The following is a 23,221-nucleotide window of genomic DNA, read 5'->3' on the forward strand; positions in this document are numbered from 1 at the left end:
AACAAGGGATGTAATTACAATAGAGGTATATTTCTGATTTGGGGTATACATATAAAAAAAAGGAATAACAAAAAATCCGGTGATTAACCAAATAAAGGAGGTTTCTTCCTTCTTCTCAAATTCATAATAGTTTGCAGCAGTTAAAATCGGAATTATACATCCTGCAATCCAAACAATAAAAAGTATACTAACCCAAATATGCTTTGATTTAAATTTCATGTTAATACCTCTTTTCTAAAAATAGTTTGAAATGAGGCATTCAGTCCAGAGATTAATAATTTATTAATGAAAAGAATACTGCTTGTTATTGCCCTTGGGTATGATGGCCAATTCAAAAAGAAGCTATTGACCTTTTCAATAGCTTAGAATGAGCAGCTACATAAAAATTGGATGAAAACCTTTCAGTAAAATCCAAATAGCTAGAAAGAAAGCTGTAAAACCCATACATAGAAGCATTTGAATGAAGTACTTTCGTTTTGGAGTGGCCAAAAAATAACGGTATTATTATTAAACCTACTTTTAGAATTGTAAATGAATAATCGGAATAATCTGGCCCCTGGTGATAGAGAATATACTCATCATCAATGAACGTAACGGGCACCATAGTCCCTATAACCCAGATTAAATAAAGTAACACCGCCACAATTACCTTCGTCTTGTGTTTCATAAAACGGCCCTCGCTTTTTTGATGTGCAATCTATTAATTCTGCTAATTTCCATTAAATCCCTCTAAAGAGCAAAAGTCTATATTCCACTAGGTGTACCCCAAAACAAAAAGACCCTTTTAAGTAAAAGGATCTTTTACGTTCATATTTATTATTCTCCCATGAAAAATCTACTTGAGCATCGCCAAAACCTTTTTTCCAACATGTTCATCTTTGGCTATGAGTGATACGGTGCGCTTGATGTCAAAGTCGCTGATTGGAATAGCATTAATATTAGGGGAAAGTCCGTTTATAAAGATTTCAGGCAAGATGGAAATTCCGATGTTAGCCTCAATAAAACCGAGTATGCTTTGCCCAAATTCAATTTCTGAAGCAATATGCAGCTGTGCACCCCGTTTTGAAAATGCATGCTCAATTAATGTTCTGGCATCACAGGTTTCCAGAAGCATTACAAATTCCTCATCTTTTATCTCATGAAACACAACGGACTCAGCGTTTCCGAATGCAGGATGACTTTTATTGACAAAAAGCATAAAGCTTTCAGAAAAGACAGTAGTTGAGTAGTAGGGGTGGCTGATGCCTTGTTCGTCAAACAATGCAACATCCAATTTGTCTTCATTTAACCCTTCTAATAGATCCACGTAGCTGTGTGAAATTTTCAGATGATAATCAGAGCGCTGGGTACAGGCAAGTTTTTTAGGAAGAAAGGAAGTGGCAATGCTTGGCCAGGCTCCTATTGTAATTCCCGATAACCCCTGATCAACAGCAATGGCTTTTTTAACAGCGTTAATCTCCTTAATAATCTCCTTGCTCGCGGAAAGAAGATGCTCACCGGCTTTGGTTAGTGAAACACCTGCACTTGATCGGGTGAAAAGTTTTGCTCCAAGATCATTTTCAAGATTTCTTATTTGTTTACTTAAAGCAGGCTGTGTCATGTTTAACGTTTCACTTGCTTTAGTTAAGCTTTTGGTCTGGGCTGTTATTTGAAAAGCCTCCAGCCATTCTATTCGCATTCTGAATCCCTCATAACATTATGTTATATCCGTCAAACATAGTGGAAGTACCGCGTTTTCTATTTAGATGATAACGTATAGTTATCCTTAAAACAAACACTGCGGCTTAGCAGGCTAGTTAAGACATATAAAGGAGTGAAACGTATGTTTATTGAAAAAAATGTAGTAAATGGGATTTGGTTTGAAACGAAGGAAACGATTGCTATTCAAAATCCCGCTACAAAAGAAATATTGGGGGTTGTTCCAAAATCAGGTGCGAGGGAAGCGGAACAAGCTGTTGATGCTGCCGCAGATGCGTTAGTCCTTTGGTCTTCCGCTCATGCTTATGAACGCAGCAGGTTACTGAAGCAATGGCATGATTTAATAGAAGAGAATAAAGAAATTCTGTCCAGGATAATGACCATGGAACAGGGAAAACCCTTGACTGAAGCGGCTGGCGAGATCAATTATGCAAACCAATATGTTGAATGGTATGCAGAGGAAGCCAAGCGATTATACGGGGAACTTATTCCAGCTTCATCAACTGAAAAGAGACTTTTCGTGCAAAAAGTTCCGGTAGGTGTGGTTGCGGCGATCACTCCATGGAATTTCCCGGCCGCGATGGTGACCAGGAAATTGGCACCTGCATTGGCAGCTGGATGCACAGTCGTACTTAAACCGTCAGAGGAAACGCCATTTACTGCACTTAAATTAGCTGAACTGGCTGAGCGGGCGGGGATTCCAAAAGGTGTAATAAATGTCCTGACTGGTGATGCAAAGGAAATCGCAGAAGTTTGGCAAAAGGATGCCAGAGTGCGCAAAATAACATTTACCGGCTCTACTCCTGTCGGAAAGCTTTTAATGAAGAATGCAGCAGATACGATGAAAAAACTATCATTAGAGCTTGGCGGACAGGCGCCGTTTATCGTGACAAATAAGGCAGATATCGATGCAGCTGTTCAAGGAGCCATCCAGTCCAAATTCAGGAACGGCGGGCAAGCCTGTGTGGCAGCTAACCGTTTCCTTGTTCAAGAAGATGCAGCTGAAGAATTCATTGCCAAATTTACCGAACAGACAGCCGATCTCAAATATGGCAATGGATTAGAGAGTGACGTGTCAGTCGGCCCGCTCATTAATCAAAAGTCAGTGGCAAAAATAGAAGAACATGTGAAGGATGCTATACAAAAAGGCGGAAAGGTTCTCACAGGCGGCTCCTCTATCCTGGAAGAAAAAGGATTTTTTTATCAGCCGACTGTTTTGGCAAATGCATCCGATGACATGCTGTGTATGAACGAAGAAACATTCGGCCCGGTTGCACCAGTATCAACCTTTAAAACATTAGATGAAGCGATTGAACGTGCTAATAATACTCCATATGGATTAGCGGCCTATGTTTTTTCCCAGGATATTAATGAAGCCTTATATATTGTAGAGAGATTAGAGTATGGAGTCATCGGTTTAAATGATGGATTGCCATCTGCTGCTCAAGCTCCATTCGGGGGATTTAAGGAAAGCGGCATAGGGCGTGAAGGCGGAAAACAGGGCATTGAAGACTTTCTTGAAGACAAATATATATCATTGGGTTCTATCAAATAATAAACCAGGGGGGAATAAAAAATGACGAAACATATTTTAATAATCGTAACAACTGCAGACAAAATGAACGAGGAGCATGAAACAGGTTTATGGCTATCTGAATTTGGAGAAGCTTATTTGGAATTCGCGAAGCAAGGATACGAAATTACAGTAGCAAGCCCTAAAGGCGGTAAAGCACCTGTTGATGACAGAAGTCTTGAGGATGAAGTGCCGCAGGAAATTCTGGATACAGCTAAGTACCTCGAAAACACAATCAGGCTTGAAGAAATAAAAGATGCCCAAGCATATGATGCTGTCTTTATCCCGGGTGGACATGGCACGATGTTTGATCTTCCAGATCATGCAAAACTTCACCAGCTTGTTCGTGAAGCTTTTGAAGATAATAAAATAGTGGCGGCTGTCTGCCATGGGCCTGCTGGATTAGTAGGAGTGAAATTAACAGATGGAACACCGCTTGTTGAGGGTAAAACCATCACTGCATTCACGGATGAAGAAGAGCGTGAGACAACCCTAGACCGTTTTATGCCATTCTTATTGGAAACTCGCCTCCGTGAACTTGGAGCAAATGTAATTGTCAAAGATAACTGGACAGACCATGTCCAAACGGATGGCAAATTAATTACAGGTCAAAACCCGCAGTCTACTGTTTCAGTAGCAGAAGAAGTAGTAAAACAATTAAAAAACTAAGATGAACGAAGCAGTATAAAGAGCGCTGCTATGGATGGGAGATATGCTGCATGAAGGCATTGCTGCTTAAAGATAAAAATTTGTGGCGTGAAATGAAAGTGGAAGAAATCAAAATACCAGCTCCCAAAGAAGGAGAAGTATTAGTGAAGGTACATGCCGCCGGACTGAACCCTGTTGATTATAAAACAGCGACAAGCGGAAATCCTGCCTGGACGTATCCGCATATCTTGGGCTTAGATGTCGCTGGAACGATCGAAGAGGTGGGGGAAGGTGTAACGGCCTGGAAAATTGGAGATCGTGTGGTGTACCACAGTGATTTTAGAAAAAGAGGCGGCTTTGCCGAGTACGGAATGACGACTGCTCATACAATTTCACGTATTCCTGACTCTGTTTCGTTTGAAGATGCTGCCGCCCTTCCAACCGCTGGCTATACGGCATACCAGGCATTGTTCCGGAAGCTTCCGATGGAGCATATTCATACCATTTTGATTCAAGGCGGAGCAGGAGGAGTCGGCGGCTTCGGTGTTCAATTGGCAAAAAATGCAGGAAAGACAGTTATTTCTACTGCATCTGTACACAATCATGATTATGTAAGATCCCTTGGAGCAGATTATGTTATTGACTATAAAAATGAAGATGTTAAAGCGAAAGTTATGGACATCACCAATGGGCGAGGAGTTGATGCGGTTCTTGATACAGTGAGCCGCGAGAGCGCAACACGTTCCCTGGATCTTATTGCATACGGAGGACACCTGGCCCATATTGCAGGAGAACCTGATTACACACATATTAAATCATTCACAAAAGTGATTTCCTATCACGAGGTCGCATTAAATGCGAATCATCACCAGAACGATATAACAGCTGAAAAAGATCTCGCAAAAATAGGAGATGAACTCTTACAGCTGGTTGCCCAAGGAAAAGTATCTTCCCTGCTTGAAAGAACGATTTCATTAGAAGATGTTCCACAGGCACTTGCGGACATTTCTGAACGCCATGTTAAAGGAAAAATCGTGGCCAAGCTTGTGTAAAATAGGATGGAGTGAATAAGATGGGGAATATTGTAATTACAGCTATTTTAAAATCAAAGCCTGAGTGTGAAAATCAGTTATTTGAGGTCTTGCAGGAAGTTGTTCCGCCTACACGCAAGGAAAGCGGATGTATAAATTACCAGCTGCATAAATCCCTAGATGAACAGGGCATATTTGTATTTTATGAAGTCTGGCAAGATGAAGCATCTCTAAAGGAACATATGGAGTCCGATCACTATAAGGCATATCGGCAGCAAGCAGAACAGCTGATTGAAAGCCGCAGTGTTCATCGGCTAAAAGTTGTATAAAAGAATGCCCTGCAATTACGTTGCAGGGCACTTTTGCATGCAGTCTGATCATTGTGCCGAACCTCTCCGCCAATAATATCCTGCACTTCTTCATTTATTCCTCTTTAGAACGGACATCCTTCAGCCAATTTTTCACCCATTGTTCAGCTTCAAGCCATGTATGTACCCGGATGACAGAATCCGGGACTGGGAGCCTGTTATAAGGTGTATCGAATAAAATCACCGGAATATTGCATTGTTCCGAAATGGCAACAGCATTATCGTGTTTATCTTCCAAAAATAAATCCACTTTGCATCTTTTGGCCGTTTCAACTTTATCATGAGAACCGATCAGTTCTATATGATGATAGCCGAGACCCTGGGCTTTGAACCACTCTTTTGTAATCTGCAGCAATTTGCTATGACGTGCGCTGATAAAATAAAGATCTGCAGAATGCATCCACTCGCCAAGAGCCTTCTTGGCCCCTTCTGCAATCGGTGATTCTGCATATATGAGCGGCTCATTTTCCATGAACCACTTTGAGAAATCTTCTGCTGGAACATGAACAAAGGGTGTTAAATCATACTCTGTTATATCTTCATATGCCAAGTTCATCCCAAAAGCCTTATTAATAAATGGAACCATAGCATCCGGCCTTGTGACAGTTCCATCAATATCAATGCCAAAACGTTTTTTCATAAAGGTACAGCTCCTAATTAAGAATCCATTTTTAAGTGTACCATATAAAAGTTGTTTAAAAAAAATCCGTTAAACGGATAAATTATCCATCCTGCGCAAATTCTTTCTTACGTGTTTTTTTGAGTTTTACATACACTAAAAAGGCTCCTATTTTGAAAGTGAGGGATGCAGAAATGGATGATGACCGCTATTCAAGTGTGGATGATGAAATGATGATTAAACCAAAGCATAAGCCCGAGGAATGTAATGATAACGGAGAAACTGCAGCGGCTGTTTATGGAGATGCCAGCGCCTCTAAGGCAGATTCCCTAGAAGGAGACCGTGGAGCCTCTATTAGGTATAATGAGGAAACCTCGGATGAAATCACACCTTCTGCGGCTATTTACGGAGATGCTGAAGCTTCAGATATTTATAAAGAGGAAACAGCTGCTGAGATCGCTCCTCCAACTCCCTTCAGGAGACAAATTGATGCTGGAGTGCCTGTTGAGGATACAGACAGCGACAGTGTAACAGCGGGCACAGGCATTGGAATTGCTGCCTTGGTTTTGTCCATTCTCTCGCTGTTTACCATGCCGATTCTGTTTGGGGCAGCAGGAATCATCCTGGGGTTCATTGCCCAAAGAAAAGGTGCGCTCAGTCTTGGAGCCTGGTCAATTGGCATCGGGGCACTTTCCATCATCATCGGCATTTTTATCATGCCGTTTTTCTAGACATACAAAAAGAGCTTGGCTCCGATTGGAACCAAGCTCTTTTTTGTATGTCATTTCTGTTTATACTGTAGGAGCAGGGGCGGCAGCTGCTTCTGCTGCCTGCTTGGCAAAGTATTCTTCTGCCACTTTATCGATTTCTTTTTTAAGTTCTTCTACCATTGTTTCTTCAGGAACCTTGCGGACGATTTGGCCTTTTCTGAACAGCAGTCCTTCACCGCGTGCTCCGGCGATTCCAATATCAGCTTCTCTTGCTTCTCCAGGACCGTTTACGGCACAGCCTAAAACAGAAACCTTGATCGGCGCTTTAATGGTTTGAATGTATTCTTCAACTTCATTGGCGATGCTGATTAAGTCAATCTCGATCCTGCCGCATGTCGGGCAGGAAATCAATGTGGCCATATTGGAAGCCAGACCATATGATTTCAGAATTTCGCGTGCGACTTTGACCTCTTCAACAGGATCGGCGCTCAGGGAGACGCGCACGGTATTTCCGATTCCCTTGCTGAGGATGGCTCCAAGGCCGGCAGCGCTTTTAACGGTGCCTGAGAACAGAGTTCCGGATTCTGTGATCCCAAGGTGAAGCGGGTAGTCAAAAGCTTTGGCTGCTTTTTCATATGCTTCAATGGCCAGGGTAACATCGGATGCTTTCATGGAGACGATAATATCATGAAAATCCAGGTCCTCAAGAATCTTGATGTGATGCAGGGCACTTTCAACCATGCCGTCCGCAGTCGGGAAACCGTATTTCTCGATGATTTTCTTTTCCAGAGATCCGGCGTTTACGCCAATACGGATAGGGATCCCTTTTGCCTTGGCAGCTCTGACAACCGCCTCAACCTTTTCGCGGCGGCCGATATTGCCTGGATTGATGCGGATTTTATCTGCTCCGCCTTCAATAGCCTTTAATGCCAGTTTATAGTCAAAATGAATATCCACTACAAGCGGAATGTTAATCCGTTTTTTTATTTCGGAAATGGCATTTGCTGCCCTTTCATCGGGACATGCAACACGTACGATTTGGCAGCCTGCTTCTTCGAGACGCAGAATTTCAGCAACAGTAGCTTCCACATCATGCGTTTTTGTTGTTGTCATGCTTTGGACGATTACTTCATTGCTGCCGCCAATTGTCAAGTTTCCAACTTTAATGGGGCGTGTTTTGGTGCGATGTATAATTTCACTCACGTGGAATTCTCTCCTTTAGGAAAAAACCGATTTTCTTTCATGATCCTTTTAGATCACAGAAATATTGTATCAATTTTAAAGGGTAATTGACAAGGAAATGAATAGTTTTTACCCTATATTGTTAAAATCTCGTGGTTTTCTCCTCTATAATTTTCCCTGAAAGCGCAGCCTTATTTATAAACGGGAATTTTATAGGTTTTCCCGATTTGAATGCTTTCTGGTTTTATTCCATTATTCAGTTTTTGAAAGTCTGCAATTGCCGTTTCAATGGAATACGATTTAGTTTGGTTTTGCTCGAGAAGCGAAAGAAGGGTATCTCCGGGTTTGATGACTGATTCCACAAAGGGGATTGTACTTGTTTCCGCTTTTTCTGCTGCTCCGCCGGTATAGACGGCACCTGCTGCAGCTTCTGCCGGCCCTCTGGCACCTGCGTCAGCGGGGATTGTTCCGGTTGTCAGGTCGAAATAAATAATGAATGCAATAAATATAACTACAATAAAAGCGGCTAATCTCTTCATAAAAACATCCCCCTGGGCTTGGCTTATTCTATATATATGGCGGGGGATATTAATATATGCCAGGAATTCGGCACTTTTTTTTGAGAGTGCCGAATTTGTCACGCTTCTTTTGACCGCAAAAAAAAGGAAGCAGAGTTATCTGCTTCCTGCGAACTTCCTATATTTCTTCGTAAGACCTTACTTCCTTAATGGACAGGTAAAGGATAATCAGCGCTGTAAACCAGCTGACAAGCGTGCTAAATGGAACTGCAGTCTGGAACGCTTCCATGATTGTAAAGAAAATGGCCGGAAGTGTGATGCTGTAGGCTGCCAATTTCCATGTATGGCGGTATGAAAGGTTTCTGCCGAGAGAGCCTTTAATGGCAATCCCGATGAGGGCAAGGATGGAAATTTTAATAAATGCTGTCACAAGTGCGAAGATATACATCAATAGCACAAGGATGGCTATGGCAATTGGCAGAATAGAGTCGGCAGATTTCAGTACATTGGCAAGATCATCCTTAGTAATGGGCGTGCTGCTTAAAACGCTGTAGGGAGTCGTTTGCGTCTCGCCGCCCGCCACTATTACGAAATCATGTTGAAGCAGGGCAATTGCGCCGTTCGACTGGCTGCTTACATCATCAGGAGAAAGTTTGCCTGAGTCATCCAGGTAAATTTGGAATGTATCTTGATCTAAAACTAGCGGCTGCTTTCCTTTAACGCTTAGTTCGCCGTTCTTTATTTGAAAAGAAGGCATTTCATTTGCCACAGCCTGTTCGACGGATTGAAAGGCATGTGTAATGAAGCTGCCGAAATAGATGGATGTTGGAATGATTGTGAGGAGCATGAGCATAAACACATATAAAATGGTTTTGCCGAAGCCCTGATTCCGGAAAGTGGCAATATCCTTCGGGGAATATAGGCTGGTAATTAGTTGTTTGAAAATATTCATCGGTTCAGCACCCTTTAGATTTTTATGGTAATTATCGGTTTCTGCGGAAATATCTATTTTATTTTATCTATCCCTGGCGAAGAAAACAACCTTTATCAGGATTTCCCGGAATGTGGGGCATTTAAATCCGAATTCAGTGCCTGGGTGTCATACAGGGACTTTTGGCAGTGTTTTTTTTTCATGTTAAAGGGAATTCTTATAGCAGGAAGGAACGATTTAATTTTGAAAGGAGGAAAATCTGTGGAGGCCATTTATTGGAGCGTCATCATCCTATTATTTATTATCGCATTTATTGGGCTGGTTTTCCCTGTAATCCCAAGTGTCTTGTTTATTATTGGCGGAATATTGTTATATGGGGTTTTTTATTCCTTCGAGCCATTCAACTGGGTGTTTTGGACAATTCAGATTTTATTCGTGATCCTGCTGTTTACTGCAGATTATGCCGCCAATATGTTTGGAGTAAAGAAGTACGGCGGCTCAAAGGCCGGAATTTGGGGAAGCACCCTTGGACTGATTATTGGCCCATTTGTCATTCCTTTTGCAGGGATTCTGGTTGGCCCCTTTATCGGTGCTGCCTTGTCAGAAATCCTTTTTCATCGAAGGGATTTTAAAACGGCCATGAAAATAGGGCTGGGATCAGTCGTCGGCTTTATCAGCAGCGTAATAACGAAAGCAGTCATCCAGCTTGGGATGATCGGCTATTTTCTGATTGTTGTGCTGCATTAGCATGGCGATTCTCGCAGCTGCCGCAAAATTTCCCCTTTTTTATAAAAATAATGAATATAAAATTGGCAATTACAAAGCATAACGTTTGAAACAAGAGTTGAACTCTGATAATCTAAAATTAACGAGCCAAAGAATGGCAATTGCCTCTTCGGCCTGTAAAAACTAATTTACATAGGGAGGAAATTATTATGGCATTTGAACTTCCACAATTACCGTACGCATACGACGCATTGGAGCCTCATATCGACAAGGAAACAATGAATATCCACCACACTAAGCATCACAATACTTATGTTACAAACTTAAACGCAGCTCTTGAAGGAAATGAAGAGCTTTCAGGAAAAAGCGTTGAAGAAGTAATTGCAAACCTTGATGCAGTTCCAGAATCTGCACGTACAGCAGTACGCAACAATGGCGGCGGACATGCTAACCATTCATTCTTCTGGCAAATCCTTTCACCAAACGGCGGCGGACAGCCTACTGGCGAATTGGCTGATGCCATCACTTCAAAATTCGGCAGCTTCGACAGCTTTAAAGAAGAATTCGCTAAAGCTGCAACAACACGCTTTGGATCTGGCTGGGCATGGCTTGCTGTTAATAATGGCAGCCTTGAAATTACAAGCACTCCTAACCAGGACTCTCCAATCATGGAAGGCAAAACGCCTATTCTTGGCCTTGATGTTTGGGAGCACGCTTACTACCTTAACTACCAGAACCGCCGTCCAGAATACATCAACTCTTTCTGGAATGTAGTAAACTGGGATGAAGTTTCAAAACGTTACAGCCAAGCTAAATAATTTTATTATTTTCTTGTTAAAAAAGCAGAAACCAGAGCAGAAACCCTCGAAAAGGGGTTTCTGCTTTTTTTTGCTTAAATGGCCTTTTTTCTGTGGAAACCGCTGGCATTTTCCATCCATTACATAAATGGCATTGTTTTTTCAAACACTAGAAGAGATTATAAAGGAGAGAGAACAATGAGTATGTTAAAAAAATGGACTGGGGATATGGAAATCAACAAGGATTTGCGGTTTCTTTTGCTGATTGGCGGTTTGTACAGCATCAGTGTCGGTTTATCCAATACATTTGTGAACATATTTCTGTGGAAACAATCGGGTAAGTTCCTGGATATCGGTATTTATAACCTATCGGTGGTTGTTATTCAGCCTCTGACCTTCATATTTGCAGGGAGGCTTGCCAAAAAGGTCGACCGCATTATCGTTTTGAGGCTTGGTGTTATTTTTTTGTCAATGTTTTACTTGAGTGTCCTCTTTGCCGGGGGGAGAGCGACAGATTTCTTAATGGTATTAGGAGGGCTTCTCGGGATCGGCTACGGTTTTTACTGGCTGGCTTTTAATGTGCTCACTTTCGAAATCACGGAGCCTGAGACAAGGGATTTCTTTAATGGCTTTATGGGCCTTCTATCTTCTTTTGGCGGAATGGTCGGACCCATTTTGGCAGGATTCATTATTTCAAGACTTGAAAAATCATCAGGATATCCCATCGTTTTCGGGTTATCACTTTTTTTATTTTCGGTTGCTGTTTTTCTAAGCTTTTCCATCAAGAGACGGCCTGCACATGGCAAGTATTTCTTCCCGGCCATATTGAAAGAAAGAAAAAAGAATGTTAACTGGAGACTCATTACCAATGCCCATATTTTTCAGGGATTGAGGGAAGGTACATTCATGTTTGTCATTTCCATTTTTGTCTTTATCAAGACAGGAAGTGAAATGGCCATCGGAAACTTCGGGCTGCTTAATGCAGCGGTATCCTTCGTGGCCTACCTTATAGCGTCCAGATTCATTAAGAAGCCCATGCGGAAAAAGGCCATATTGATTGGCGGCCTGCTGCTGTATGCGGGCGTGTTTCTGATCACATTTGATGTAACCTATGGAAAGCTTCTTTTGTACGCAGCGACCATTGCACTTGCCTATCCGATATTATTGGTGCCTTACGTTTCATTGACATATGATGTAATTGGACAATCATGGAATGCAGCAGAAATGAGGATTGAATATATTGTAGTCCGGGAAGTGTTTATACATACCGGCAGAATTATATCGATTGCCGGATTCATCTTCTCCGTGTCATTTTTTAATCCCTCTCAAAGCCTCCCCATCTTCCTGATGATTGTGGGAATAGGACACACCTGTATTTACCTGTTTGTAAGAAAAATAAATCTGGATGAGAAAGCCGCTTAAAGGAGATGGAATGAATCTCCTTTTTTTGGTTCTGGTTTCGAAATAATAGACGTTTAACGCTTTATTTTTTTAAAAAAATTATCTGTTGATATCAAAATCAGCACAGATTTAAGTAAAAATAAGACTGTTTTCGTAAACTTCGTTGCTATGATACAGGTGTTGCTTTCCGCCCCCCGGAAAGCAAGCCCCTTTCGCTCCAATCAAGAGATAAGTTTAACAGAGCCTAAATTAAATATTTGCCAATATTAAGTGACTATATAAATAGTGCCTATTAAAAGGGAACTTTTTTGAATTAAGGAATTCCTTTTTCTATTATAAAAACGGCATCATACATTATCATAGATTTTTTGAAAAAAAGAGAACACAAATGTAGAAAAAAAGGGCAATCTTCTATAAAATGAGGACTAGAGTGTTTTTGAGAAATGATAAAGGGTGTGTAGCTTCAGTGAAAAAAGGAAAAAAGAAAAAGACGCACGTTCCTTTTCGGCTTAATTTTCTTTTCTTTTTCGTGTTTGTGTTGTTTTCTATCTTGATTTTACGATTGGGCTTTGTCCAAATTGTTTATGGAGACGATTATCGCCGTGAAATTGCAAGGACAGAGGATGTAACGGTTAATAACCCGGTCCCGCGCGGAAAGATGTATGACAGGAATTTAAAGGTAATGGTGGATAACGTGCCTCTTGACGCAATTACCTATACAAGATATCAATCCACTAAGCCGCAGGAGATGCTTGATACCGCAGAAAAATTATCAAAGCTGATCACTGTGAGCCCAAAGAAAATTACAGAGCGTGATAAAAAAGATTTTTGGATTCTCAAGCATCCAAAGCTGGCAGAAAAGAAAATTACAGCTCATGACAGGAAGCTTGTAGAGCAGAAGAAATTGGAAGAAAAAGATTTATACAAGCTTCAGTTGGACAGAATTACCGAACAGGAGCTGAACTCTTTCAGCCCACATGATTTAAAGGTGCTGGCAATTTTCAGGCAATTCACCGGCGGTTATGCGCTGACACCGCAAACCGTAAAAAATAAAGGTGTGACAAAGGCCGAATTTGCCAAGGTGAGCGAAAATCTTAGTTCACTGCCTGGTGTTAATATTACAACTGACTGGGACAGATCTTATCCTTATAACAAAACACTGCAGACAGTGCTTGGAAAAGTTTCTTCGTCAGATGAGGGTCTGCCCAGCGAGCAGCTCGACTATTACCTGGCACGTGATTACAGCCGGAATGACCGGGTAGGAAAAAGCTATCTGGAAAAAGAATATGAAGATGTCCTGCATGGACAAAAGGCAAAAGTGAAAAACGTAACAGATAAATCAGGAAATATCGTGGATTCTAAGGTGATTACAGAAGGGCAGCGGGGTAAAGACCTTGTTCTGACCATTGATATGGACCTGCAGCTTGCCACTGAGAAAATTATTGAAGAAGAGCTGCTGAAATACAAAAGCATGCCAAACACAGCCCTTCTTGACCGTGCCTTCATGGTCGTCATGGACCCGAATACAGGGGAAATCCTGACAATGGCAGGCAAAAGATATGTAAAAGATAAAAAGACCGGCAAACATACCGTTGAGGATTTTGCACTTGGAAATATTACAACCTCTTATAATATGGGATCTGCGGTTAAGGGAGCAACAGTGCTGACCGGATACCAGACAGGGGCCATCCAGCCGGGAACAACCTTCTATGATACGAAGCTTAAATTCAAAGGAACAAAGCCAAAGGGATCTTCCCATAACTATGGCTGGCTGAATGATCTTGACGCCTTAAAGCATTCATCGAACGTTTATATGTTCCGTACAGCAATCAATATCGGCGGGGGACATTATGTGTATAATGGACCATTGGATCTTAATCCTAAAGCATTTTCAACCATCCGTGATTCTTTCGCGCAATTCGGCCTTGGTGTCCGCACAGGCATCGATTTGCCAAATGAAATGGTTGGTTTTAAAGGCTCAGAAACTACACCGGGTAAATTGCTTGACCTTGCTATCGGGCAGTATGATACCTACACGCCTATGCAAATGGCGCAGTATGTTTCCACCATTGCAAATGGCGGTAACAGGATGAAGCCGCATCTCGTCAAAGAGATTCACGACCCTGTAAATAATAATGATCAACTTGGACCGGTTGTGAAGGAAATTGTTCCAACAGTGATGAACCGGATTGATATGAAATCCAGCTGGATTGACAGGATACATGAAGGCTTCAGAAGAGTTATGCAGGAAAATGGAGGAACAGCTGCCGCATTCTTTGCACACAAAAGCTATAAGCCTGCCGGAAAAACTGGTACCGCCCAGTCTTTCTATGACGGCCCTGACCGTGCCAAGTATTCTAAACCAGTGGAAACCATGAATATCACACTGGTAGGATATGCACCATACAACCATCCGGAAGTTGCTTTTGCTACTGTAGTTCCTTGGGCTTACCAGGGGCATACCGGACATACAATGAATAAAGAAATTGCTGAAAAGGTTCTTGATACGTACTTTAAATTGAAAAAAGAACGTGAAAAGGCCCAAGGCAAGAAAACTGATACAGCGACTGACGAACGCATCGCTAACAGCCCTTCTATTAAAAAAGAGCAGGCTGCTATCAGAAAAAGCCAGAAAACCGGAAATTAATAGCACGGCAAAAGACCAAATCATTTGTGATTTGGTCTTTTTTGTAAGTAAAGATATAAGCCGATACGCCAATAACAGCTGATTGTAATGTCTCCATTATGAAAGTATTCTGCCGCATACCTTGAAGCCGGACAAAAGATGAATAAATCGCTGCCCATCCAGCTCAGTTCATCAATATTGACGAGAACTCTTTTTAAATTGGTGCTTATGGAGGGGTATTCTCCATATCCGAACAATACATACACATTGAGAGAAATCTCATGCTGCCAGGGAGGCTATCATTTCTGAAGCAAGAGGAGGGAAATTAGTTATTTGTAGGATAGCTTCAGGAAATACGGAAAAACGATAAAGAACTTTACAATACTCCTACAGGTCTTAACGCAAAATTTACAAAAGATTAAAACCGCATTTACAGTAGGAGTTTAATCTGAATATGCAGGACAAAACAACTAGTCAGTACAAACTTTAGCGATTGCCCGAATTTAAGTACAAGGTGCCGTGCATGGATGGGCGCTTTATAATATATGCTTGTTCCCTGATACGAAACAAGGAGGAATACTTAGTGAATCTTACAGTGATGAAGCAGCAGCCGAATATAGAAAAAGAAGTCCGCCACATTAATTCCCAGCCAAGTCAGCCATTGGTTTACCAATCATCACAGCTTAACTTGTGGTATGGGGAAAATCATGCCCTGAAAAATATCAATCTGGATATTTACCAAAACGAGGTTACAGCCATTATCGGCCCTTCAGGCTGCGGAAAGTCTACGTATATTAAAACCCTTAACCGTATGATAGAACTTGTCCCGGGTGTGAAAACATCTGGCGAAATTAAATACAGGGGCACAAATATCCTTGATAAATCTTATGCAGTGGAGGAATTGCGCACACATGTAGGCATGGTTTTCCAAAAGCCTAATCCGTTTCCTAAATCCATTTATGAAAATGTCGCATATGGACCGAAGCTTCACGGAATCAAAAATAAAAAAGAGCTGAATGAAATTATTGAAAAGAGCCTGCGCGGAGCAGCTTTATGGGATGAAGTCAAAGACCGGCTCCATGAAAGTGCCTATGGTCTATCGGGGGGGCAGCAGCAGCGTCTTTGCATTGCACGCTGTCTTGCTATTGAGCCTGATGTAATCTTGATGGATGAGCCGACTTCTGCACTTGATCCAATTTCCACACTGAAGGTGGAAGAATTGGTGCAAGAACTGAAGAAGCAGTTCAGCATCATTATTGTGACCCATAACATGCAGCAGGCCGCCAGGATTTCGGATAAAACGGCTTTCTTCCTGAATGGAGAAGTTATTGAATATAAAGAAACAAATACAATCTTTTCAAATCCAGCCGATCAGCGTACAGAAGACTACATTACCGGCCGTTTTGGATAATACTGCAGGAAAGGGTGAATTAAGATGGTGGTACGCGAGAAATTTGAACTGGAGTTAAAAGAACTTAAAAGTAAATTGATACAGCTTTCAGAATATGCATCACTGGCCATTTCAAAATCTTTTGCGGCACTCGAGAATCAAGATCTTGAACTCGCAGTTGAAATTATTGAAGAAGATACGAGAGCAGATATGCTGGAAGAAGAAATCAACGATTTTGCGATCCTGCTCATAGCGAAACAGCAGCCGGTTGCCATTGACTTGCGCCGGATAGTCGCTGCCATAAAGATTGCTTCTGATATTGAAAGAATTGCGGACTTCGGAGTGAACATTGCAAAATCTGCCATCAGGATTGGCGAGAAACCTTTTATTGTGCCGCTTACACACTTTAAAAACATGCATTCCATAGCTCTTGAGATGATTGAGCTATCCATGAAGGCATTTGAAGAAGATGATATCGTTTTGGCACGGCAAATTGCCTTAATGGATGATGAAGTGGACCGTTTGTACGGAGAAAGTATTAAAAGTCTGCTCCAGCTATCAAATGAAAACCTGCAGCAGGTCACACAGCTTTCTTTCGTTGCCCGCTATCTGGAAAGAACGGCAGATCATACGACGAATATTGCTGAAAATATTTATTATTTAGTGCGCGGCCGCCATCTCGATTTGAATGAATAAAAAAGAAATCCCGGATGCTTACTGTCCGGGATTTCTTTTTTCATTCATTTTGATATGATTACATATTCATACAAACCGGGCGCAGATAATTGCCCCGGTTAGTTTGTAATTGTTTTGGCGATCTGTGAGAGCTGCATGACGCTTGTCAGTACATAGGTGCCAATCTGGATGCGCCCGCTCAAATGATTTTTCTCCATATAGTCTTCAAATTGCTTTTTGTCTTTTATTATCTTATTTGCAGCTAAAAGGTTAGAGATGTCCTCTGTCGTCATGCCTGATTTGATTTTAAGCGTGTAGGAAGAGGGGCTGGATTTTTCCTGAATTGGGTCATGAGCCTGTTTTTTTGTATCATTCCCTTTGTCTGGAGAAACGGGCTTTATAGAACTTGCTTGCTTTTTATCCGGTTTCCTCATTTCTGCATTGCCATTCTTATCAGGAAGTTTCGTTGTCTCCTGTATGCCGGTCCCTCTTGCTCCCTTTTGATCAAAAAGGTAATAAGCTCCAGAGAGGACAGCACATGCAAAGATGATTCCTGCTGCAAATGCCCTGAGAGCTATTCTACTCATGTAAGTAACCTCTCGATCCCTGTTCCTCAATTACAGTCATGATGTCTTCTCTGGAAAGGGCAGACTGCCTTTCAATCTGTTCTAGGGAAAGTCCCTGCTGGAAGAGTGAGAGAACCTGGTTTCTCAGGATTTCATTTATTGGCAAACCGCGCTTAGAAGCTGCCGGAGCAGAGGGCTTCAGCGTGGCTGCAGGCGGATCCTGGAGCAGAAGCTCCTCTTCCAGGACTTTTATCTTCTTTTTCAATACATACATATCCTGCATATGTGACAGGGTCATTTGTTCAAGATCATCCTCAAGCTTCGAGACGCGATCGCGTTTAAAGAAGGATAAAACAATAAACATGATCGAAAGTGCTAAAAGTCCTATGATAGTATATTCCATGATTTCACCTCGAAAACTAAATTTCTGCATATATTTCTACTATACACATTTTTATAAAAATTTGGTTGAAATTCCTGCATCTTATAGGGAGTTTTTAAAAACAAAACAGAGATTTGTCTAAAATAAATACTTGACCGAATATATTATCAGAAAATTCAGACTGTAAATAAAGTCAACGAAATTATTTTTTACTCTTTTAGCCCTGTCTGATAAGGCTGGCGTATATCGACAAAATGCGTTTATTGTCCATGTGCCCATTCAATGCTACGATAAGAATAGTTAAAATGTAGAAGAAAAGGTATACACGATTTTTAAAAATACGTATAAACGAAGAGCAGCCGTCCATGTGCCATTTATAAAAAGAGAAGCATCTAAAAAGGGAGGATATTTATGAATACAATGTCGGCATATAAACCGCATGCAGTTCAAGAGGGTCCGCGTAAGGGCTTGAAGGCAGGGGTATGGATGGATGGCACGTTTGATTGGCATTCGGAGCAGGATTCTTTTACAAATCATGCTGGAGAGGTTCGTACACTTATTCAAGCCTTTACCAAAAGCCAAGTATCTTTTGTCACATGCACCATCAAGAATAATGGAAGGGCTTTCAAATATCCTAAATTTGTATTCCAATATGAAAATATATTAGAGAGACAGGCTGTGGCCTTTTATAGCCCTCCAGAGCGCGCCATCCTGCATATGTCCCAAGGCTCCATCTCGTTGCTTGGCGGCACGTTAAAGGGGCAGGGAATCTCTCAGTACTGCATCCAGGGAAAAGGGAACTTATATAAGAATGGGTGTTTCAAATCCCTTAAGGATGGAATTCTGTCGTATTCTCCTTTGGCAAAGGGAGAAGTGAGCAGCATATTCTCTCTCGAAGCGGAAATAGGCCCTGGAGAATGCGCTGAAGCCATGGCATGGGTTATCCATACGCCGACAAAGGAAGAAGCACAGGGATTGAATGAAGGCCTTCTGAGAACGCTGTAGCACGACTCAGGTGATGCACTTCCCGGAAGGATGATTTACATACAAAGACGCAGCGGCATGAAGCAGCGTCTTTGTTCACATTCAGGCGCTTCCTCTTTTTCTAATCCAGCTCCAGCCTAGCTTGCTGTGCAAAAGATGTTTTGTCCTCAGAAGGCAAAGAGCGCCTTCCAAGGCCAAAACCCTATTTGCTTAGGCCCCCAGGATGGGGGTCACAAAGACGTTGCCGCAGGACGCGGCGTTCTTAGTCTTTGATCCTTGGTAAAGGCGCTTCCGCTTTTTTTTCTTAAATTTCCCCGAAAATCGGACTAGCATTTAGTAGTGAATAGTGCTATTATAGAAAAGTCCTATGTGAAAAAGTCAATATGTTTGGAGGGAAATACACATGCGCGTGAATATTACGTTAGCTTGCACTGAATGTGGAGACCGTAACTATATTTCTAAAAAAAATAAACGTAACAATCCAGATCGTCTTGAGCTTAAAAAGTACTGCCCAAGAGAAAAACGCAGCACAGCTCACCGTGAAACAAAGTAAGCAACAGGAGTTTTTCCTGTTGTTTTTTTTATACCTAAAAATAATATAATATTTTGATATCTTCCTTTTCTGATACAGAAAGGGACACTGGGGTGAATACATATGCTTGAAGAAAAGATTAATCTGCGGAAGGAAGTAAGGAGCAGACTTGCGCAGCTTGACGGATTGGAGCATGAAATCCTTTCCGGCCAAATTGCAGACGCCCTGTTTGAAATGGATGAATGGAAAAGTGCCGGGACGATTGGGATAACCATCTCCATTTACCCTGAAATCGATACAAAGAAAATCATTGAGAGGGCATGGCAGGAAGGCAAAAAGGTGGCTGTGCCTAAATGCATTCCTGACACTAAAAGCATGGTCTTTAAAGAAATCAGCTCCTTCTCCCAGCTTGAGACCGTATACTTTGGACTCCAGGAACCTGTAGAAAGCACCAGGGCCGTTCAGCCTTCTGATATTAATCTGCTGATTGTACCGGGACTGGCTTTTACAAAAACCGGTAATCGACTAGGCGTCGGCGGCGGGTATTATGACCGTTTTCTAATTGGTTATAAAGGTCTTTCAGTTTCTCTTGCTTTCGAATTCCAGGTCAGGGAACAGCTCCCGGCAGAGAAACATGACATACCAGTCAATATGCTGGTTACCCCGTCTGGAAAAATAGACTGCCATGCTGACTGATGTTATATATATGGCCGGCATTGCAGCAGCAGCTATAGCAGCCTACGCCGCTGCCGCCTTGTCAAGGTCAGGCATGATTGCAGCGTTTGCTGTCGGAATGTCTGTTGAGCTTGGATTTCATTTGCCCGGGCTGCTTTTGCTTGGGGCTTTTTTTGTCAGCTCAAGCCTTCTTTCCAAAATTAAAGCTAAGAAAAAGCGAAAAGCAGAAAAAATTACGGAAAAAGGAAGCAGGAGAGACGCTGTACAGGTCCTGGCGAATGGCGGTGCATCGGCTGTTTTTTCCTTATTGTATTGGCTGCATCCGTCACAGATGTTTTTGCTGCTGTTTATCGTTTGTCTGGCAGCTGCCAATTCGGATACATGGGCCTCAGAAATAGGCGTATTAAGCAAAAAACGTCCCTGGCATCTGCTGAAATTTAAAAAGGCTGAAAGGGGAACTTCCGGTGCAGTATCCTTGACTGGAACGATTGCAGCTATATCAGGGTCTCTTTTTATTGCCTTACTCTCAATGGTGCTGTTTAAAGAACTGACGATAGATCTGATGCTCAAGACAGCTCTATCAGGCTTTATCGGATGCCTGGCAGATACCTTGCTAGGAGGATCGGTCCAGGCAGAGTATATATGCCATACATGCGGAGGCAGGACGGAAAAAACATTTCATTGCGGTGAAAAGACCATTCTAGATAAGGGGATTTCCTGGGTGAATAATGATGTGGTTAATGCAGCATCTATCATGATTGCGGCTTTATGCCTTTTTATCATCACCACTCGTATCACGGTATATAATTGAAATCTGTTAAGATTAAGAAATGCATTACACCTTATTAATATGTGAACCTGACGGAAATTCGTCAGGTTCTTTTTATATTCTGGTTCTTACTAAATAAAAGTAATTAAATAAAATATAAAGATATTTATTGTTTTTATATAAGTAAACTTTACTTTTATAAAAATATAGATTATGGTTTAATTCAAGAGGTGATAGTCATGAAGAAGGATTTTGGTGATTCGATATCAAATAAAGTTTATGAATATCGTGTACTTGCCAGAATGTCTCAGCAGGAATTGGCAGAGCAAGTAGGGGTTTCCAAGCAAACCATCTTCGTAATGGAAAAAGGAAATTATGTTCCGACTCTGCTATTAGCTTTTCGAATTGCCGAATTTTTTAATGTTGATGTAAACGATATTTTTACTTATGAGAAAGGAAATGATCAAAATGAAAATTAAGTCTATATCAGACATACCTGATGCACTTTTTTGTCCTTTAAAATCTTGGGCTGAACAATCTCCGGGAAACTGGAACATTCTCATTGGTATCGGTTTTATATTGCTTATCATCGGAGGGATTCTAACATACGTACTTCAAAAGAAAATGGGTAAAGCTGATGAAAGAACAAAGCAAATATCTTTAAATAGCGCCCTTATAATGTTATGTGGAGTAATTTTATGTGACGTGATTTTACCTAAAGAGTATATGTGGCAAATCTTCCTTTTATTTAAATATTCCCTTGCATTCATTGCTTCAGGTATATATCTTGCCGTTCGATATAAAAAGGATTTTTTAAACTAAGAACTAAACACGGGGATTGGGAATGGTTGGGGAATGATTGTAAATATCTTCTGTCCTTATGTGGCGGTGGGTGCGGTTTATGGAATATTAACAGCTATATTGTTGTTTTCCCAAAATGGCTTGGCTAATACTCGAGGGATGATTCATATCGAAGTTGAAAATATTAACCACCTATAACGTTAAACAATAGATAATTAATATTAGTAATATTTCGGGGGCTATTTATGAGTAGTTATAATAAACAAACCCAGTTAATAAAAGTATTAGATACTATACTACATGTGAAAATTATCGGTGAAGGCAATCCAATTGTTTTTCTCCACGGTGGACCTGGAAGTGAGCATGGCTTTTTCCTGCCACATGTACTCCCGCTAGCCAAGGAATTTCAGCTAATTCTTTACGATCAGAGAGGGTGCGGTAAATCTTACCCAGCGGATAGTAACAAATACACAATGAAGGCTGAAGTTGAGGCATTAGAAGCATTACGAAAGGAATTAGAGTTTGACAAAATTAACGTTTTTGGTGAATCATGGGGTTCAATGCTTGCCTTATTATACGCCTCATCGTATCCAAATAGAGTAAATAAACTTTTCCTGACAGCTGCGATAGGTGCAAATGCTGAAGGACTCGTCGCTTTTGAAAAAGAATTACTAAAACGATTATCGACAATAGATAAACTAAAGGTATTTTTTATTAATATCGGGATGAAGACAGGTCTAATTACAATGGATTCGATGGTGAAGGTGCTTGATCCATATTATTTATTTTCCAAGGATGCATTAATTCGTAAGCTGAATACAAAAATCAATCATAATGTAAACCATATATTGGGTGATGATATGAGGAACAATTACAATTTAACAGAGCAATTGTTTCGGTTAGATCATATTCCTGTACTTGTTGCCCAAGGGAGTCATGACATGATTACCCCCGCACATATTAGGGATCTCCTGATAAAATATATCCCGCATGCAGAGCTAATAGAAATTCAGGATTGCGGGCATTGGACTGTAGTTGAACAACCGGACAAAATAAATCATCTTGCGAGTCGTTTTTTTAGTAATAATACGGTTTAGATGATTATCCATTTTAAGAAGCCACCAATCATCGTGTTTGAAATGATTGGTGAATCTTTTTATATGCGGTGGTGTAACCTATGATATTTATTAGTGGTATATTTCACAATATTTGATGATACAAAGGAAGGTTAGATCTCATGCAAGAGATATGAAACGTATTAGGTGTGAATTATTTTGGCTCTTTTTTTAAAGAATCATTTTAATTAAAGAGTTCTGCGAGGCTATCCCGTTGTTAAACCGGTTTGATCGGAGTGTAACATGCGAGACTCCTGTGGGATTGGCAGGAAGGTGAGACCCCGCAAGCGCAGCTGAGGCTGCTCACCGCCCGCCTCACGGAAAGCGAGTATCCTGGAGCGGAAACCCTTGTTCGATAGCAACAAAATTTACGAAAACAGCCATTTTTTTTAAAAGAATATTCATAAATTCTCCTTTTGTCAGCAAACTAACAAAAGGAGGGATAGCCATGAACTTATTAATAAAGATTATTGCCATAGGCTCACTCATTTACCTGGGTTTTCA

The 23,221-nt window shown here is 41.2% G+C and carries 28 protein-coding genes; 18 read left to right on the forward strand and 10 right to left on the reverse strand.

Translation table 11 applies throughout. The features are described 5' to 3' along the window. The 3 genes from BIV59_RS23925 to BIV59_RS09565 all read right to left on the reverse strand — a co-directional run. Positions 1-219: hypothetical protein (locus tag BIV59_RS23925; RefSeq protein ID WP_205684387.1), on the reverse strand; the 219-nt coding region annotated here is incomplete at its 3' end. A 112-nt stretch (positions 220-331) separates the two neighbouring features. After that, positions 332-667, reverse strand: a complete 336-nt coding sequence (locus tag BIV59_RS09560; protein WP_071351256.1) for a hypothetical protein — start codon at positions 665-667, stop codon at positions 332-334. Positions 668-835: 168 nt separating this feature from the next. Then, positions 836-1,678, reverse strand: coding sequence for a LysR family transcriptional regulator (locus BIV59_RS09565; protein WP_071351257.1), 843 nt, complete (start codon positions 1,676-1,678; stop codon positions 836-838). Positions 1,679-1,822: 144 nt separating this feature from the next. On the opposite strand from BIV59_RS09565, the gene BIV59_RS09570 reads away from it, so the two are divergent. Genes BIV59_RS09570 through BIV59_RS09585 form a run of 4 tightly spaced genes read left to right on the forward strand, consistent with a single transcriptional unit; the run spans position 1,823 to position 5,279 of the window. Continuing rightward, the gene (locus BIV59_RS09570; protein ID WP_071351258.1) at positions 1,823-3,253 is read left to right on the forward strand and encodes an NAD-dependent succinate-semialdehyde dehydrogenase; all 1,431 of its coding nucleotides are present in this window, start codon (positions 1,823-1,825) and stop codon (positions 3,251-3,253) included. Between the two features lie 21 nt (positions 3,254-3,274). Beyond that, entirely contained in the window at positions 3,275-3,940 is a 666-nt protein-coding gene (locus BIV59_RS09575; protein WP_071351259.1) for a type 1 glutamine amidotransferase domain-containing protein, read from the forward strand. A 50-nt stretch (positions 3,941-3,990) separates the two neighbouring features. Continuing rightward, entirely contained in the window at positions 3,991-4,971 is a 981-nt protein-coding gene (locus tag BIV59_RS09580; RefSeq protein ID WP_071351260.1) for a zinc-binding dehydrogenase, read from the forward strand. A gap of 20 nt (positions 4,972-4,991) precedes the next feature. Continuing rightward, the gene (locus tag BIV59_RS09585) at positions 4,992-5,279 is read left to right on the forward strand and encodes a putative quinol monooxygenase (RefSeq protein WP_071351261.1); all 288 of its coding nucleotides are present in this window, start codon (positions 4,992-4,994) and stop codon (positions 5,277-5,279) included. Between the two features lie 94 nt (positions 5,280-5,373). Here the strand turns inward: BIV59_RS09585 and BIV59_RS09590 are convergent, their stop codons facing one another. Further along, complete coding sequence (locus BIV59_RS09590) at positions 5,374-5,958, reverse strand: 5' nucleotidase, NT5C type (protein WP_071351262.1); 585 nt, start codon at positions 5,956-5,958, stop codon at positions 5,374-5,376. A 158-nt stretch (positions 5,959-6,116) separates the two neighbouring features. Between BIV59_RS09590 and BIV59_RS24320 the strand changes: the two genes are divergently transcribed. Further along, positions 6,117-6,668, forward strand: coding sequence for a DUF308 domain-containing protein (locus BIV59_RS24320; RefSeq protein WP_346417326.1), 552 nt, complete (start codon positions 6,117-6,119; stop codon positions 6,666-6,668). 60 nt (positions 6,669-6,728) lie between these two features. Here the strand turns inward: BIV59_RS24320 and ispG are convergent, their stop codons facing one another. From ispG to BIV59_RS09610, 3 genes are all read right to left on the reverse strand, one after another. Further along, positions 6,729-7,850, reverse strand: a complete 1,122-nt coding sequence (gene ispG, locus BIV59_RS09600) for a flavodoxin-dependent (E)-4-hydroxy-3-methylbut-2-enyl-diphosphate synthase (protein ID WP_071351264.1) — start codon at positions 7,848-7,850, stop codon at positions 6,729-6,731. A 170-nt stretch (positions 7,851-8,020) separates the two neighbouring features. Further along, positions 8,021-8,368 (reverse strand): LysM peptidoglycan-binding domain-containing protein, encoded by a 348-nt coding sequence (locus BIV59_RS09605; protein WP_071351265.1) that lies wholly within the window; start codon positions 8,366-8,368, stop codon positions 8,021-8,023. Positions 8,369-8,525: 157 nt separating this feature from the next. Further along, positions 8,526-9,299, reverse strand: coding sequence for a DUF1189 domain-containing protein (locus BIV59_RS09610; protein WP_071351266.1), 774 nt, complete (start codon positions 9,297-9,299; stop codon positions 8,526-8,528). A 240-nt stretch (positions 9,300-9,539) separates the two neighbouring features. Here BIV59_RS09610 and BIV59_RS09615 point away from each other — a divergent pair, with 240 nt between their 5' ends. From BIV59_RS09615 to BIV59_RS09630, 4 genes are all read left to right on the forward strand, one after another. Continuing rightward, positions 9,540-10,025, forward strand: coding sequence for a DUF456 domain-containing protein (locus tag BIV59_RS09615; RefSeq protein ID WP_071351280.1), 486 nt, complete (start codon positions 9,540-9,542; stop codon positions 10,023-10,025). A 188-nt stretch (positions 10,026-10,213) separates the two neighbouring features. Continuing rightward, positions 10,214-10,822, forward strand: a complete 609-nt coding sequence (locus tag BIV59_RS09620; RefSeq protein WP_071351267.1) for a superoxide dismutase — start codon at positions 10,214-10,216, stop codon at positions 10,820-10,822. Between the two features lie 177 nt (positions 10,823-10,999). Then, positions 11,000-12,223 carry an MFS transporter gene (locus BIV59_RS09625; protein ID WP_071351268.1) on the forward strand — a complete coding sequence of 408 codons (1,224 nt, stop codon included), beginning with the start codon at positions 11,000-11,002 and terminating at the stop codon, positions 12,221-12,223. 445 nt (positions 12,224-12,668) lie between these two features. Then, a complete protein-coding gene (locus tag BIV59_RS09630) occupies positions 12,669-14,849 on the forward strand; it encodes a peptidoglycan D,D-transpeptidase FtsI family protein (protein WP_071351281.1) in 2,181 nt (726 codons plus the stop codon). Positions 14,850-14,869: 20 nt separating this feature from the next. Here the strand turns inward: BIV59_RS09630 and BIV59_RS24400 are convergent, their stop codons facing one another. Continuing rightward, complete coding sequence (locus tag BIV59_RS24400; protein WP_481747424.1) at positions 14,870-15,094, reverse strand: CDI toxin immunity protein; 225 nt, start codon at positions 15,092-15,094, stop codon at positions 14,870-14,872. Between the two features lie 332 nt (positions 15,095-15,426). Between BIV59_RS24400 and pstB the strand changes: the two genes are divergently transcribed. Beyond that, a complete protein-coding gene (gene pstB / locus BIV59_RS09635; RefSeq protein ID WP_139194343.1) occupies positions 15,427-16,239 on the forward strand; it encodes a phosphate ABC transporter ATP-binding protein PstB in 813 nt (270 codons plus the stop codon). 24 nt (positions 16,240-16,263) lie between these two features. Further along, positions 16,264-16,914, forward strand: a complete 651-nt coding sequence (gene phoU, locus BIV59_RS09640; RefSeq protein ID WP_071351270.1) for a phosphate signaling complex protein PhoU — start codon at positions 16,264-16,266, stop codon at positions 16,912-16,914. A gap of 98 nt (positions 16,915-17,012) precedes the next feature. Here the strand turns inward: phoU and BIV59_RS09645 are convergent, their stop codons facing one another. Then, positions 17,013-17,480: an endolytic transglycosylase MltG gene (locus tag BIV59_RS09645; RefSeq protein WP_071351271.1), complete on the reverse strand. Its 468-nt coding sequence runs from the start codon at positions 17,478-17,480 to the stop codon at positions 17,013-17,015. Next, complete coding sequence (locus BIV59_RS09650; RefSeq protein WP_071351272.1) at positions 17,473-17,862, reverse strand: hypothetical protein; 390 nt, start codon at positions 17,860-17,862, stop codon at positions 17,473-17,475. Before BIV59_RS09650 ends, BIV59_RS09645 begins: the two co-directional genes overlap by 8 nt. Before the next feature lie 390 nt (positions 17,863-18,252). Here BIV59_RS09650 and BIV59_RS09655 point away from each other — a divergent pair, with 390 nt between their 5' ends. The 7 genes from BIV59_RS09655 to BIV59_RS09685 all read left to right on the forward strand — a co-directional run bounded on the left by BIV59_RS09655 (position 18,253) and on the right by BIV59_RS09685 (position 22,699). After that, the gene (locus tag BIV59_RS09655) at positions 18,253-18,846 is read left to right on the forward strand and encodes a hypothetical protein (RefSeq protein ID WP_071351273.1); all 594 of its coding nucleotides are present in this window, start codon (positions 18,253-18,255) and stop codon (positions 18,844-18,846) included. A gap of 382 nt (positions 18,847-19,228) precedes the next feature. Next, positions 19,229-19,378, forward strand: a complete 150-nt coding sequence (gene rpmG, locus BIV59_RS09660) for a 50S ribosomal protein L33 (protein WP_071351274.1) — start codon at positions 19,229-19,231, stop codon at positions 19,376-19,378. A 102-nt stretch (positions 19,379-19,480) separates the two neighbouring features. Next, positions 19,481-20,053: a 5-formyltetrahydrofolate cyclo-ligase gene (locus BIV59_RS09665; protein ID WP_071351275.1), complete on the forward strand. Its 573-nt coding sequence runs from the start codon at positions 19,481-19,483 to the stop codon at positions 20,051-20,053. Beyond that, complete coding sequence (locus BIV59_RS09670) at positions 20,043-20,843, forward strand: DUF92 domain-containing protein (RefSeq protein WP_071351276.1); 801 nt, start codon at positions 20,043-20,045, stop codon at positions 20,841-20,843. The genes BIV59_RS09665 and BIV59_RS09670 overlap by 11 nt, the downstream gene beginning before the upstream one ends. Positions 20,844-21,040: 197 nt before the next feature. After that, the gene (locus BIV59_RS09675; RefSeq protein WP_071351277.1) at positions 21,041-21,280 is read left to right on the forward strand and encodes a helix-turn-helix transcriptional regulator; all 240 of its coding nucleotides are present in this window, start codon (positions 21,041-21,043) and stop codon (positions 21,278-21,280) included. Beyond that, a complete protein-coding gene (locus BIV59_RS09680; protein WP_071351278.1) occupies positions 21,270-21,623 on the forward strand; it encodes a DUF2178 domain-containing protein in 354 nt (117 codons plus the stop codon). The genes BIV59_RS09675 and BIV59_RS09680 overlap by 11 nt, the downstream gene beginning before the upstream one ends. Before the next feature lie 224 nt (positions 21,624-21,847). After that, positions 21,848-22,699 (forward strand): alpha/beta fold hydrolase, encoded by an 852-nt coding sequence (locus tag BIV59_RS09685; RefSeq protein WP_071351279.1) that lies wholly within the window; start codon positions 21,848-21,850, stop codon positions 22,697-22,699. The last annotated feature ends 522 nt before the right edge of the window (positions 22,700-23,221 follow it).

This window comes from Bacillus sp. MUM 13 (genome assembly GCF_001866725.1).
In the GTDB taxonomy this organism is placed as follows: Bacteria; Bacillota; Bacilli; order Bacillales; family DSM-1321; genus Peribacillus.